Origin of the sequence: Aeromonas taiwanensis (assembly GCF_000820165.1) — a bacterium.
Lineage (GTDB): Bacteria > Pseudomonadota > Gammaproteobacteria > Enterobacterales > Aeromonadaceae > Aeromonas > Aeromonas taiwanensis.
The window spans coordinates 1-13,890 of record NZ_CDDD01000007.1; the positions used below are offsets into that span (position 1 = coordinate 1).

At 57.3% G+C, this 13,890-nt stretch carries 14 protein-coding genes; 3 read left to right on the top strand and 11 right to left on the bottom strand.

The window, feature by feature from the left end:
* Window positions 1–121: 121 nt before the first annotated feature.
* The 4 genes from BN1136_RS00955 to BN1136_RS00970 form a co-directional block, all read right to left on the bottom strand.
* Window positions 122–370: a GlsB/YeaQ/YmgE family stress response membrane protein gene (locus BN1136_RS00955; RefSeq protein ID WP_043759566.1), complete on the bottom strand. Its 249-nt coding sequence runs from the start codon at window positions 368–370 to the stop codon at window positions 122–124.
* 131 nt (window positions 371–501) lie between these two features.
* The gene (gene lpxH / locus BN1136_RS00960; RefSeq protein ID WP_043759568.1) at window positions 502–1,227 is read right to left on the bottom strand and encodes a UDP-2,3-diacylglucosamine diphosphatase; all 726 of its coding nucleotides are present in this window, start codon (window positions 1,225–1,227) and stop codon (window positions 502–504) included.
* 19 nt (window positions 1,228–1,246) lie between these two features.
* Window positions 1,247–1,927 carry a DUF4269 domain-containing protein gene (locus BN1136_RS00965; protein WP_043759570.1) on the bottom strand — a complete coding sequence of 227 codons (681 nt, stop codon included), beginning with the start codon at window positions 1,925–1,927 and terminating at the stop codon, window positions 1,247–1,249.
* Complete coding sequence (locus tag BN1136_RS00970) at window positions 1,917–2,414, bottom strand: peptidylprolyl isomerase (protein WP_042076022.1); 498 nt, start codon at window positions 2,412–2,414, stop codon at window positions 1,917–1,919. Before BN1136_RS00970 ends, BN1136_RS00965 begins: the two co-directional genes overlap by 11 nt.
* 189 nt (window positions 2,415–2,603) lie before the next feature.
* On the opposite strand from BN1136_RS00970, the gene cysS reads away from it, so the two are divergent.
* A complete protein-coding gene (gene cysS, locus BN1136_RS00975) occupies window positions 2,604–3,980 on the top strand; it encodes a cysteine--tRNA ligase (protein ID WP_043759572.1) in 1,377 nt (458 codons plus the stop codon).
* 574 nt (window positions 3,981–4,554) lie between these two features.
* Here cysS and BN1136_RS19555 read toward each other — a convergent pair.
* From BN1136_RS19555 to BN1136_RS19565, 3 genes are read right to left on the bottom strand one after another with little or no spacing between them, the layout of a single operon-like run.
* Entirely contained in the window at window positions 4,555–6,318 is a 1,764-nt protein-coding gene (locus BN1136_RS19555; protein ID WP_082034970.1) for an ATP-binding protein, read from the bottom strand.
* Window positions 6,315–6,791 carry a hypothetical protein gene (locus tag BN1136_RS19560; RefSeq protein WP_081843693.1) on the bottom strand — a complete coding sequence of 159 codons (477 nt, stop codon included), beginning with the start codon at window positions 6,789–6,791 and terminating at the stop codon, window positions 6,315–6,317. The genes BN1136_RS19555 and BN1136_RS19560 overlap by 4 nt, the downstream gene beginning before the upstream one ends.
* Window positions 6,788–7,951, bottom strand: a complete 1,164-nt coding sequence (locus tag BN1136_RS19565; RefSeq protein ID WP_081843694.1) for a dsDNA nuclease domain-containing protein — start codon at window positions 7,949–7,951, stop codon at window positions 6,788–6,790. Before BN1136_RS19565 ends, BN1136_RS19560 begins: the two co-directional genes overlap by 4 nt.
* A 1,119-nt stretch (window positions 7,952–9,070) precedes the next feature.
* Here BN1136_RS19565 and BN1136_RS00985 point away from each other — a divergent pair.
* On the top strand, window positions 9,071–10,114 hold the full coding sequence (locus tag BN1136_RS00985) for a GGDEF domain-containing protein (RefSeq protein ID WP_043759627.1): 1,044 nt from the start codon (window positions 9,071–9,073) through the stop codon (window positions 10,112–10,114).
* A gap of 106 nt (window positions 10,115–10,220) precedes the next feature.
* Window positions 10,221–10,508 carry a hypothetical protein gene (locus tag BN1136_RS00990; protein WP_043759628.1) on the top strand — a complete coding sequence of 96 codons (288 nt, stop codon included), beginning with the start codon at window positions 10,221–10,223 and terminating at the stop codon, window positions 10,506–10,508.
* A gap of 177 nt (window positions 10,509–10,685) precedes the next feature.
* Here the strand turns inward: BN1136_RS00990 and BN1136_RS00995 are convergent, their stop codons facing one another.
* The 4 genes from BN1136_RS00995 to BN1136_RS01010 form a co-directional block, all read right to left on the bottom strand.
* Window positions 10,686–11,390 carry a substrate-binding periplasmic protein gene (locus BN1136_RS00995; protein ID WP_043759630.1) on the bottom strand — a complete coding sequence of 235 codons (705 nt, stop codon included), beginning with the start codon at window positions 11,388–11,390 and terminating at the stop codon, window positions 10,686–10,688.
* 245 nt (window positions 11,391–11,635) lie between these two features.
* Window positions 11,636–12,127, bottom strand: a complete 492-nt coding sequence (locus tag BN1136_RS01000) for a GDYXXLXY domain-containing protein (protein ID WP_043759632.1) — start codon at window positions 12,125–12,127, stop codon at window positions 11,636–11,638.
* Window positions 12,128–12,224: 97 nt separating this feature from the next.
* Complete coding sequence (locus BN1136_RS01005; protein ID WP_043759634.1) at window positions 12,225–13,232, bottom strand: DUF4401 domain-containing protein; 1,008 nt, start codon at window positions 13,230–13,232, stop codon at window positions 12,225–12,227.
* On the bottom strand, window positions 13,225–13,890 hold a 666-nt coding region (locus tag BN1136_RS01010; protein WP_231557819.1), incomplete at its 5' end, for a DUF2157 domain-containing protein. The genes BN1136_RS01010 and BN1136_RS01005, both read right to left, overlap by 8 nt.

Below are 13,890 nucleotides of genomic sequence, written 5' to 3' on the forward strand. Positions count from 1 at the left end.
GGCAGGGTCAGATGTGGAGAAGGGACGGGGATGAAACCGGGGGGCAGAGACAGATGAAAGCGGCGGGGCTGAAAACAGCGAGGGCGCCAGTGGCGCCCTCGGATCGGTGCAGGTCGGCTTCTCAACTGCGCAGCTTGTTGTAGACAAACAGCACGATCAGGGCGCCGACGGTGGCGATGACGATGCTCGGCAGGTTGAAGCCGGTGACGGTACCCATGCCGAGCAGGGTGCTGACATAGCCCCCCACCATGGCGCCGGCCACCCCCAGGATCACCGTCATAAAGAAACCGCCCCCATCCTTGCCGGGCATGATCCACTTGGCCAGGATGCCGACGATCAACCCCAATACCACCCAGGTAAGAAATCCCATCACCTTGTCCTCATTGTGTACGGATAAATTGTGTGCGGATAACCAGAGTATACCCATGGATCTTTATTGCATCCCGGGCCGGGTGGGCATGGGTCAGAAATGGTCATATGAGGCTCGCCTGCCGGCGAGCCTCAGCGCAGGGTACGGGTCTCGAGTCGCTGCCCCGCAGGGGAGCACACCAGCACAGATCCCTGCTCGAACCAGTCTCCCAGCACGATGCGCCGCGCCCCTCGCCCATCCAGGGAGAAGTCGTGGATGGCCGGTCTGTGGGTGTGGCCGTGGATCATCATCCGGCAGTCGTGTTGGCGCAGCATCTCGTCCACCGCCGCCGGGGTCACGTCCATGATGGCCTGCTGCTTGGTGGCATTTTCCATTTGGCTTTGACCGCGCATCTTGCAGGCGATGGCGCGGCGCCGGGTCAGCGGCAGGCGCAGGAAGAGCCAGCGCAGCCACTTGAGCTGGGTGATGCGGCGAAACTTCTGATACCCCTCATCCCGGGTGCAGAGCAGATCCCCGTGGCTCAGCAGCACCCGCTCGCCGTACAGCTCGATGACGCAGGGGTCGCCGAGCAGGGTCATGCCGGCCCGCTTGGCAAACTGGCGCCCCAAGAGGAAGTCGCGGTTGCCGTGGATAAAGTAGAGGGGCGCCCCCTGCTGGCTCAGGGCGAGAAAGGCCTCGGCCACCTCGCGGTGCAGCGGGTTGGGGTCGTCGTCCCCAATCCAGAATTCGAACAGATCCCCCAGCACATAGAGGGCGTCCGCGCCGGGGGCGTCGTGCTCGAGAAAGCGCACCAGGGCGGCCGTCATGTCGGGCCTGCCTTGGCTGAGGTGAATGTCACTGATAAAGAGCGTGCTCATGAGGTCCTGGGCATCGTGGTTAAGAGTCCTCGGCGCGGGCGCAAGGCGGTGCATCGCCTCGGGCCGGGCGGGCGAGGGGAGAGGGGGGCCAGCACAGCCCCGCGAGACTGCGCCCCTCTAGGGTCAGCAGCGCCGCGTAGGGGTCGCCAAAGAGGCCCAGCAGACGGCAGATGGCGGCTTCCCCCTTGAGCCCGTCTTCCAGACGAAGGCGCCGCACTTCCTGATGGAAGGGCTCGCCGAAGTGGGCCAGCAGGGCGGCCATCAGGCTGAGGTGACGCCAGCCGTGAAGGTGCTCGAGGGGAGCGGGGGTGATATAGAGCTCGAGGGGCCAGCTCTGGCCATCGGGCCCGCGCCGGGTCTGCTCGGCGAGCCAGACCTGCTCGCCTTTGCTTCGCACCTGCCAGCCTTGGGTTGCCAGTGTCGCGGCCAAAGAGGCCGGGTCCGGGTGCTGGCAGAGGATGTCGAGATCGCTGCCGGGCCTGTCGAGCCCGATGGCGACCGTGCTCACCAGCGCCACGTCGGTGCAAAGCGTGGCCAGCTCATCCCAGAGGCCGTCCCCCATCAGGGCATGGGCCGAGCGCTGGCGCGGGTTGCCCTGGGCCAGATAGTCGAGGCGGCGCCAGTTGGGGGCGACAGATGGAAAAACTGCGGCCGGGGCCGCAGTTGTGTCAGAGCCTGGCCGGCAGGAATTACTCGGCAAGGGTCACCTTGGTGATCACCACGTCTTCGGTCGGGACGTCCTGGTGCATGCGGCCGTAGTTGCCGGTCTTCACGCCCTTGATCTTGTTGACCACGTCCATGCCGGCGGTCACTTCACCGAATACGCAGTAGCCGAAGCCCTGGGTGGTGGCGGACTTGAAGTCCAGGAAGTCGTTGTTGTTCACGTTGATGAAGAACTGGGCGCTGGCGGAGTGCGGCTCCATGGTGCGGGCCATGGCGATGGTGCCGACCTTGTTGGACAGACCGTTGGCCGCCTCGTTCTTGATGGGGGCGCGGGTGTCTTTCTCTTCGAAGCCCGGGGCATAGCCGCCGCCCTGGATCATGAAGCCGTCGATGACGCGGTGGAAGATGGTGTTGTCGTAGTGACCGTCACGGCAGTATTGCAGGAAGTTGGCCACGGTTTCCGGGGCTTTTTCCGCGTTCAGGGTGAGGGTGATGTCGCCGTGGTTGGTATGCAGAGTGACCATGAGTTGTCCTTTCATTGAATGCGGGCGACAGGGTGCCCGCAGGTGTATGGCATAAAGTGGTGGCAATTCTAGCCCATCAGGGCCCTGCGGCATAGATGGCAGGGGGGAGAGTCGGCTTTTCTGCCTCGTTTTCTATACCGGATGCGGGTAGAATGGCAGGCCATTTTACTCACAGGCAGTGGTCATAAGATGCTGAAGATATACAACACACTCACTCGTCAAAAAGAAGAATTCAAACCTATCCACCCGGGCAAGGTGGGCATGTATGTGTGTGGTGTCACTATCTATGATCACTGTCATATCGGCCACGGCCGCACCTTCGTCGCCTTCGACGTGGTGGCCCGCTACCTGCGCTACGCCGGGTACGATCTCACCTATGTGCGCAACATCACCGACGTGGACGACAAGATCATCAAGCGCGCTGCCGAAACGCACGTGACCTGTGACGATCTCACCGAGCGCCTGATCGGCGACATGCACCAGGACTTCGACGCCCTCGGCATGGTGCGCCCGGACATCGAGCCGCGCGCCACCGCCCACATCGGCGAGATCATCGCCATGGTCCAGCTGCTGCTGGATCGCGGCCACGCCTACGTGGCGGACAACGGTGACGTCATGTTCATCGTCGACTCCTTCGACGAGTACGGCAGGCTCTCCGGTCAGGATCTGGAGCAGCTGCAGGCCGGCGCCCGCGTCGACGTGGTGGATGCCAAGCGCAACCCCCTGGACTTCGTGCTGTGGAAGATGTCCAAGCCCGGCGAGCCGACCTGGGAAAGCCCCTGGGGCCCGGGCCGTCCCGGCTGGCACATCGAGTGCTCCGCCATGAACTCCAAGCACCTGGGCAACCACTTCGACATCCACGGTGGCGGCTCCGATCTGCAGTTCCCCCACCACGAGAACGAGATCGCCCAGTCCTGCTGCGCCCACGGTGGCGACTACGTCAACACCTGGATGCACAGCGGCATGGTCATGGTGGACAAGGAGAAGATGTCCAAGTCCCTCGGCAACTTCTTCACCATCCGGGACGTCCTGGCACACTACGACCCGGAGACCGTGCGCTACTTCCTGATGTCCGGCCACTACCGCAGCCAGCTCAACTACTCGGAAGACAACCTGAAGCAGGCCCGCGCCGCCCTGGAGCGCATGTACACCGCTCTGCGGGATCTGCCGGTGGCGGCCGCTGCCGGTGGCGACGAGCAGGTGGCTCGCTTCAAGGATGCGATGGACGACGACTTCAACACCCCGGAAGCCTACTCCGCCCTGTTCGATCTGGTGCGAGAGATCAACCGACAGAAGGCCGAAGACGTGGCCGTCGCCGCCGGCCTGGGTGCCCGCCTGCGGGAACTCGGCGCCGTGCTCGGCATCCTGCAACAGGATCCGGATGCCTTCTTGAAGGGTGACGAGGCCGACGACGAAGTCGCCGAGATCGAGCGCCTGATTGCCGAGCGCAACCAGGCTAGAGCCGACAAGAACTGGGCCGCGGCGGACGCCGCTCGCAACCGTCTCACCGAGATGGGCATAGTGCTGGAAGACAGCGCCGGCAAGACCAGCTGGCGCCGTGCCTAAGGCCGGTGGCGCTGCTGGCGCCAACCGGTTGAACCAATAAAAAAACCGCAGCCCTTGGGCTGCGGTTTTTTTGTGGCCTGTCTGAGGGCTGGCACCTTCCCTCTCTCCTGAATGGCATGGCTTCGCCATGCAGGACGCGAGGGCGCTGCCCTCGACAGGGTTTCGCCCGCCCTTCGGGCTGGGGCGAGTGACTTTTGAAAGACCAAAAGTCACCAAAAGTCTTTTCCCCCGGCAAACCGCCCGCTTCGCGGGTTCCCTCGTCTCGTCCAACGGGTCGGACGGAGCGCCGCAGACGGCACATCCCTGTGCCGACTGCGGCTGCGCCATCATCCCTGATGGCGCTCCTGACCCGTTGAACTCGACTCGGCGGTTTGCAGGGGGAACCAATACCATGCCCGTTCGTGGTTTCATCTTTCATATTGGCCGCTATCCTGCCGCAGGCGCCGAGTAATGCAAGGTGCTGACTAAATAGAGAGTCGGTTTGGGTGGAAAACTATTTTGGCAATAGAAATAAAAACCGTAGCTCTTGGGCTACGGTTTTTTAAGTTTGTAGAGAATGATGAAAATTTAAATTTTAAACGACAGGTCTGCTTAAAAACATATTTTGTGTATTCCCTGGGAATTTAGGTGTCCACTCCTTGTCATCATTAACAATTGAGTAATGATATTCGGTAGTGGAGAAAATGATTTGAATATTGGATTTTACACAGAGCTTTTTAAGTTCCTGAATGTAATTCTCTAGATCTTCAATATGGATTTCATGTTGCTTAGGGGTATCTAAAATCAAGAATCTAAAATGCAGTTTGTCTAAATTAGCCATTAGTTCTAGCAATGCAGCATGAAATGCTAGTACGGTTCTTATTTTTGTACTTCCTTTTAAGTTTTGAATGCTCTCGGAACCTAGGATAGGAATGAAATCAGTTTGAAAAGTTATATCTTTACTGATGTTTTGTGTTTTTATTACATCGAGCCACTTGATAAACAATGTCCTTAACTCAGATCTGACTCTAATTATCTCGGGGGTTAAAGAACGTTCAGTTGATAAAGAGTCATAGTTTTCTAGAGCCTTATTTCTATTTGCTAGCAACTCAAAATGATAGGATTCAATTTTATTAACTCTTTCGATGTTACTTAGTTGGGTTTGTAGCTCAAAAATTTGATTTTTTATTTCTGAAATTGTATCTACAAGTGCTGATATTTCGCTTTTAGCAGTAGTGATATTTCTTTCATCAACTAAGTTCTTGATAAGTATTTCTAACGCATTTTTTTGTTTGTCTAGTAGTTCTATTCTTATTCTATCGTTGTCTGAGTTTCGTTGTAGATCTTTGATTTGGTCTTTCAGGTATAATAGATTTTTACTATAAGAATTTGAGCTTGAGTTGAATAGATGGCAGCAAGAGGAACTGCATATTTCATTAAATGATAAAAACACTCTCCTAGCTTCTTCGTTAAGATTTAATGTATCAATCTCAGTGTTTATCTCATGTGTTAATTGAGCAAGACCATTTACACGTTTGCTAGTTTCAAAAATTTCATGATCGATTTTTTTTATTGATTTTCTATGTATATGAATAATTCTGTCTAGTGCTCCAATTGATTCATCATGCACGGTGTTGGAAGATTTAATTGTTTCGAAATCTTTTTCTAATATAGCAATTTCCGATTTTATGATGTCAGGGCTTTTGGTGACGGTAGCTATGTTATCTTTTGCTATTTGTAGCTGTCTATTATGGATTTCTATTTGCTTATCAAGTTGAGTTAGTACATCCTTCGCATATATTCTATCTTTTTTTATGTCAAAAGAGTTTTTTACAGGCAGATCAAAAATCATTCTGATCATTTCAGAAAATTGATCTCTTATAAAATTATTGGGTGGACAATAAACTTTTGAATACCCATCATCTTGATCTAAATAAAATATTGGCAATATAGATGAAAGGTATGCTGATGTGGCATGATTTGAATTTGATACAAGAGTGTGAGATTTTAAATCTAATAGCTCAAAAATAAATTCAGAATAATCTTGCTCGTTATAAAATGAAAGAGTCGTACCGGATTCATGCTGGATGGATATCTCAACATCTCTACTGATAGTTCTTTTTATTATCATGATTCCAGTAGATGTTTTTACTTTTAGCGTCACATGGCCACAATGATCATATATATCTTTACGAAAGATACTTGGAAAGCCGAGACAAAATGCAATGGATTGAACTATCGGAGTTTTTCCACATCCATTAGGGCCATAGATCTGAGTGATATTTTTACCAAATACTAACTCTTCTGACTCCCATCCGTAATTTCCGATGGCATGAATTTTAAGGCTTAGTAGTATCATATTAGTTCCAAGTCTAGATTTCTAGAAACACAAATATTTCTATATGCTCTGGATAACTGCGCTAGATTATATGAAAGGTTATCATCCCTACTCATCGCATGCCCAATAACTTTCTTGCCTAAATCAGTGATTTGTAGTTTGCTATTTCGATTATTAACCATTACAAGACTGGCCATTTCAAGAAAGCTTAGCGCTTTTACTGTCCTCACTCTTAAATTTGCTGACCATCCAATATGTTGAGCAGATCCTCTGAACCCTGGCATACTAGCCTCTATGCTCTCACCAACAAGTTGGCCTATCTCTGATACATTAGGCTTCCTTTTATCTTTGGCCATTAGCAATATAATTAGGCTAATTAACGGGAGTTGAAACAATGCTTCATTGTTAAGTAATTGATTTTGAGTTTTATATTCAACCATCTGAATAGAGCTTGATTTTTGAGATAAATTATCAAAAAATGCATCAAAATTCATGACTTTGCCTTTACTAGTTCAGCGAAAACGGCGCCTAATATCAAATCAATGTTCAGGTCATAAAGCAAATCTTGACATTTTAATTCATGTGCCAATGCTTTTATTGGTTGCCTTAATTCTGATATTTTAAGTGATTTTTTACTTCCAATAATACTGTTAAGTAATCCAGTTATATTGCTTTGTATAGATTGAAGGTCAAACTCATGTATTACATGTCTATTCTTTCTAAGCCAAATATCCCAATTGGTTTTACATCTAGAACAATACTCTATTTCTTCATTTCCTGCACCAGCAGAAGATAGCGTTCGTTGTATTATTGATGCATTTCTAATTGCTTTGCTATCACCACCTAGTAACAGCGCCTCATAAGCCTCTTTCGAAATACTAAGTATAGGTAGTAAGTCATCAATTGAGATAGCTGCATATTTCTCAATAGAATCAATGGATAAGTCATGAATAATTCCACTTGACTTATTTTCCACCAGATCCAGTAATTTTATTAAAATCTCTCTGGATTCTAAATAACTCAAATCTACTTCGCTAAATTTATATATTTTATCTCTTGCGATAGGCTCAAAGTTGTTATCACCCCCCTTTAAATATTGAACGTCAGTTTCAAACTTAAGTTTTGATAAATTAAACTTTATTTTTTCGGGAGATAATTGGCTAGTCAACTCATCAATGAAGCATAGATTGAAATTTGAAATAAGATGAGTCGTGTTCTTATCTTTGAATTTTCCTGTGGCGATGTCAGTTAATAGTTGCTCTACATCGTCTGCATTGTTTATATTTGTTTGGAAAACAATTGCATGGCAGAAGTTGTCAAAAACAACTGTGTGAAGTAGAAGCTTTCCAATAAAGCTATCTTTTATTTTTAATGGATCTTGTTGCTTAGCTCGCTTTTGCAATCCAAAAATGTCACTGACAGACCAATTATGATTCTGCTTTCCTTTGGTTTTCACCTGATAAAATATATAACTAAACCCATGCTCATCTTTTTTACGTATTACAAAGTCATCATGCAAATCACAATATACTCTGTCTATTTCATTGCCTTCAAGAATGGATAGAGATGCTATGCCCGCAGATCTGACTTGAGCTTTATATCGGCTAAATGCATCTCTACCACTTTGTTCTCTGGGTTTTTTAGTATGAAGCATAATGGTCTCAATATGCATAACTGAAAGAAGTCTATAAACTCGATTGGCGAAAAATAATCGGAAATTAGAGACATAACGTTATATTAATTCTTGTTACTGAATGTCGAGCATCCAATAAAAATACATTTCCGAGAAGGGAGTTTTCCCTCTGCTCTGTTTAAGATCTTGCCCAAGCAGGCTTGTGCCTCGGGGCTGCGGGTTGGTTTTTGTCCCCCTGTTGTTCGCCGAGGTGAGCCCGTTTGTCCAGGCCGCGAGGCAGGACGCCGAGCGAGCGCCGCTGGGCCAGGGATGGCCCATCGGCGCGTGCCGTGGGATAAACGGGTGAACCGAGGGAACCCGACGTAGGAGGGCGAACAAGCGGGGGTGGCCGCTCGATTGGTGACTTTTCTTTGGCCACGCAAAGAAAAGTCACTCGCCCAAGCCTGAAGGGCGGGCGAAACCCTGTCGAGGACGGAGTCCTCGTGTCCTGCGCGGCGAAGCCGTGCCAATCAGGCTAGTGACCCCTCACCCTAGCCCTCTCCCGCAAGGGGAGAGGGAATTGTTACCGTGGTGCAATGCGCTCCGCTTATTGCACCCTACGTCTCTCCCGCAGGAGGAGAGGGATCGTTACCGCGGACGATGACGCTTCGCTAATCGACCCTACTCGACCCTACCAATTGCTTCCAACGTCTCATCCGCAAGGGGAGAGGGGATGGAGCCCCGGGGCAGACGGGCACCCCGTCGAGGGTGACACCCTTGCCGAAGGCGCGGTATGCCGGGCTGGCCTCCTGCCGAGGCCCGGGAAGTTGGCCAAATTCCGTCGCTGCCGCCCCTGGCTGTCGCTACCACAATGCGCCGCTGACCCGAGGGGACGAAACAGGGGCCAACGGGCACCCATTCCCATCCTACGGAGCCGAGAGGGCCCGATCCATGGATATTGCTGGCTCAAGTGTCAGAATTGATTGATTTTTTGCGCTGGTTCAAAGTTATGGCCCGGGGCGGGCCGCCGGGCGGGGCTGCGGGACGGCCAAACGGTGAAAACGGCGGGATTTCCCCCCGTGAGGCCCACACTGGCGCTTGCGGCGGGCATCCCGAGTTGGCTAAGGTGTCCGGCAAGCACGTGCACCTTGGGAGATTGGCATGGACAACATATTGCAGGCTCTGTCGGTACAGGTCACCGGGGCACGGGATCTGGAGAGCCTGACCCGGCCCCTGCTGGAGATGCTGGAGACGGTGACGGGGCTGGAGTCGACCTACCTCACCCAGATCGATCTCCAGCAGAGCACCCAGCACATCCTGTTTGCCCGCAACGCGGCCGGGCTGCAGATCCCGGAGGGGGCGACGGTGGAGTGGCACGACACCCTGTGCCGGCGGGCCATCGACGAGGATCGCCGCTACAGCGACGACGTCACCGACAGCTGGGGGGATTCCCAGGCGGCCAGGGCCCTCGGCATTCGCACCTACCTGAGCAGCCCGGTGCGCACCTCGTCCGGCTCCCTCTATGGCACCCTGTGCGGTGCCAGCGCCGAGCGCAAACCCCTGGTGGCGGGGGCGGAACACCTGATCGCCTTCTTCGCGCGGCTCATCGCCGAGCACGTGGAGCGGGAGCAACTGCTGCACCAGCTGCAGCGGGCCAACAACGAGCTCTCCCGCCAGGCTCTGTCCGATCCCCTGACCGGGCTGCCCAATCGCCGGGCCCTGATGCTGGAGCTCACCCGCCTCTTCTCGTTGTCGGAGCGGGCCGGCCATCCGGTGCTTATCGCCTTTATCGATCTCGACGGCTTCAAGGCCATCAACGACACCCACGGTCACGAGGTGGGGGATCTGCTGCTCGTCGCCATGGCGCGGCAGCTGAGCGAGACCCTGCGCGGCGGCGACATGCTGGCGCGGGTGGGGGGCGACGAGTTCGTCGCCGTGGGCATGGGGCCCATCCCGGAGGAGCAGACGGTGGAGGCGGCGGTGCAGAGCTTCCAGCGCCGGCTGTTCGAACACAGCGTGCTGCAACTGCCCCTCGGCAGCGAGCAGTCACTTCACTACCCCGGCGCCAGCGTGGGGGTCGTGGCGGTCGATCCGGGGCAGATCAGCGTCGACGAGGCCCTGCGCCAGGCCGATGCGCGCATGTATGCGGTCAAGCGCCAGCGCCGTGAACAGGAAGAGAACCCGGTGCCGCCGCTCCCCCATTGAGGCAAGGGGCCCCGGCAAAGGCGCGAGGTCGGCTTGATATGGCCCATGGTGACCCGGGCCTCCGGGTGCTAGGATGTCGCCCCTCAACCAGTGCGGAGCCCCCGTCATGACAACCCCCCTTATCGACCGTGTTCGCGCCCTGGGGGCGCGCGCGGCCGCGCTCGTCGCCGGCCTCTCGGAGTTCCAGCAGCGCATCTGGGTGGTCAGCATCGTGCACGATGCCTACACCGACACCTTTATCGTCAACGAGGGGAGCTTCGAGGAGCCCATGCAGTGGATGCACCGCAAGGGCTACAGCGCCGAGATGCTGGCCCGGGTCGAGGCCATGGCGCGCTCCCAGGTGGTCCAGCTGGAGTTTGGCGGGCAGCGTCATCGCCTGATGCGGGTAAAATAAGCCCTCTCTGCCCGACGTCCCGCCTGTCCCCCCGACCAACAGGCCACGCTGCCCGAGCCACCTCTTGCCGTCAGTCAGCGCCGAAGGGACAGGCATTGAAGTGTGGCATGGAGAAGGGGCATGGGCGCGAGGAGGACGAGCTGACTGCACCGGGGCCTGGCCCCGGCGCGGGGAGGCTCAGGGGGCGGGAAAGTATTTGTGCTGGATCTGCTGGAACTCGCTGCTGGCGAGCACCTGGGTCAGGCCGTGCTGGAACTCCCTGACCAGGGCATCGTCCACCGCGTGGCTGAAGGCAAAACAGAACTGCTCGGAGCTCAGCACCCAGCGCACCTCGAACCGGGCGGGATCCAGCTGCTGGGCCTTGATGAGATCCATCAGGGTGGACTTGTTGCTGGCGATGAGCTCGACCCGGCCCGAGGTGAGCATCTTGAGCGCCTGGGGCAGGCGGTTGGCGGTCATGATCTTCTGCTCGTCGAAGCCGTTGTTGAGCAGCAGCTGCTCCCCCACGTCGGCGCGCACGGCGGCGATGGTGTGTTGCTGGGCATCCTCCATCCGGGTCAAGGTCAGGGGGCGATTGGCGAGCCCCATCAGCACGATCTCGGCGTAGCCGATGGGGCAGGCCCACTTGAACAGGGGATCGCGCGCCTCGGTGCGGGCGGTGGAGAAGAGCACCACATTGGGCTTCTGGGTCAGCAGGTAATATCCCCTGGCCCAGGGAAGGACGCTGACGGGCTGGGGCGGGGTGCCCGTCCTCTGCCACACCTGGTGCAGCAGCTCGACGGCAAGGCCGCTGGGGGCACCATCCTCCCCGGTGAAGTTATAGGGTTTGTACTCCTCGGTGAGGTAGTGCAGCTTGGCCAGCGCGGGGCTTGCCAGCGCCATCTGGCCGCTCCAGAGTGCCACCAACAGGGCGGCGGCGAGCCTGCCCCAACCCCTTGCGCTTGTCGTTCTCATCCTGACCGTCCCGCTGCCGAGTGCCCAGTGTAAAGTGTTGCCAAGTCACGCCGTTTCGCCAGCCGGACATCCGGATCCCCGGTGATGCCGCCCCCACAAGAAAAAGAGGGGCGCCTGCAGGTCCCCCTCTTTTTTCTTGTCACCACGGGCCTTGCCGGCCGCTTGTCATCACCTTACCAGGCGGGACGGGTGTCGCCGAGGGGCTTGAACCCCTCGTCGCGCAGGCCCACCAGCAGGGTGTCGCCATCTTCCTGCAGGCGAAACTCCCCGTAGCGCGCCCGCTCATACTGCGCGGCCGTCCCCTCCTCGAAGAAGAAGGCATCGGGCCCGACCCGCCACTGGCCGTGGATCTGGTGCACCTTGAGCAGGCGCTGATCCCGGGCCAGGGCGTCGGGGTCGCCCTCTTCCACCCAATGCGCCACCTGTTGCCCGTCCAGACGCACCACCAGGGTCCGGGTGGCGGCCTCCTGACGGCCCGTCAGCTGGCGGGCGAGGGCGTAGTCGAGGCGCATGTAGTCCCCCTGCATCAGGGAGCGGGGGTCGACCGGGGCGAGTTCGAGCAGCACCACCTCGCCGCTGCCCATGGCGTGCTCGAAGCGCCAGACGGTGGCATTGATCCCCGCCAGGATGGCGAGGCCGACCAGAAACAGGGAGAGGCGTCTCATGATGTTTTCCTTCCGTGCAGGCGTGTGTGCCCTGGATGGTGGCCGAGGGGCAGGGCGCTAGGCTCTGTGGTCAGGCCCGGAAACAGGGGGATAAGCCTCATGATTTGTTCCTTCCGTGCAGGTATTGGAGCCCCTGGCGGGCGCCGAGCAGCACGGCGCCCGACCCCAGCAGCAGCCAGGACTTGGTCATCAGGGTCAGCCCGAGATCGTAGTAATAGAGGGCGCCGAAGCCCAGCAGCAGCAGGCCGGCCAGGGTCATGAGGGTGAGGCTGCCGGCATAGAAGCCGAGCACCAGCACCAGGGCGCCGGCCCCCATGCCGGGGATGAGGGCGCTGAGCAGTACCAGGGGCAGGCAGGCCAGCAGCGGCAGGCGCAGGTGCACCATGACCCCCAGCAGCAGGGCGGCGCAGAGCAAGGGGTTGAGCCAGAGCGGCAGCCGGGAGGGGCCGAGCTCGTCCAGCACGCTGGCGCCGCCCTCCCAGAGCGGGTGGTGCAGCCGTCCCAGCACCAGCAGGGAGAGGGCCAGCCCCAGGGTGAGGGACTCATAGAGCTGATGGCGAACGGGATCGCGCTCCGCCTGCAGCCAGCAGAGGGCGGCAGCCCCCATCACCAGGGGCAGGGCCAGCAGTTGCAGGCCGAGGCAGGCGAGTCCAAGGGCGAGCAGGATGGCGGCGGCGAAGCTGTGGAACAGGCGCACCAGCCAGTGTTCGAACAGGGCGGCGATGCAGAGGGACAGGGCGGCGAGGCCGAACCAGAGCGGGGCGTGGTGCAGATCCAGCCTGTCCAGCAGGCCGTAGAGCAGCCAGGCATCGGCGGCCAGTGCCAGCGCCAGCACGAACTGATCCCAGAGATCCGTGTGCCGGGCGGTGCGATTGAGGCCGAGGGCGGCGGCCATCAGCACGGCCCCCATGGTGAGGGCGTGGTTCGCCTCCCGGGTGAGGCTCTCGAAGGCCATGAACAGGAAGAAGAGCAGGAAGAGGGCGGCTATCCAGCCCACCATGCCGAGCAGGAAGCGGCTCGACCAGTGGGGCTGTTCGTCACGGGGGAGCTCCCCCTCCACCAGACGGGCGGCCCGAAGCCGTTCCCAGGGGGTCAGGTCAGACATGCTGCCTCCGTTGTTGTTGCAGCCAGCGGCTGGCCAGGACCGACAGACCGATGGCGATAAGGGCGAGCAGCAGGAAGCCGTTCATGTCGGGCTCCATCCACTTGCCAAGGGCCGCGAGGATCACGGCGATGAGGCTCAGGCAGCCCATGGCGAGGCCGGCGATGAACCTGTGGTGCCAGCGCAGGTAGGCGGCGCCGAGCCAGGCGAGCCAGACGGGCCAGACCCAGGGGGAGGCGGCATTGAACAGGGCCAGCAGGGCCAGCAGGGTGATGCCGAGCCCGGCGGCCAGCCCGGCAATCCAGGAGGGCATGAGGGCGAAGCGGGCGGGGGCCAGGATCAGCAGGCCCCAGAGGGCGGCATTGAGCAGGGTCAGGCACCAGCCGAGGGCCTCCTCGTCGAAGGAGAAGAAGAGGTCGAACAGGCCGAGGCGCCAGTAGAGCACCAGGGCGAGCTGGCCGAGCAGCCAGGCGAGCGTCCAGAGCAGCGGGCTCCTGCCGAGCGCCGCCAGGGGCAGCAGCAACAGGGCCCAGGTGGCGAACAGCTGCCAGGGATCGGCGCCGGTCTGGTAGGTCTGGCCGACACGCCGCGCCAGGCCCTGCTGCTGGCCCTGGCCCTCAACCTCGGCGCCCTGCTGGCCCTGGTCGGCCAGACCTACCAG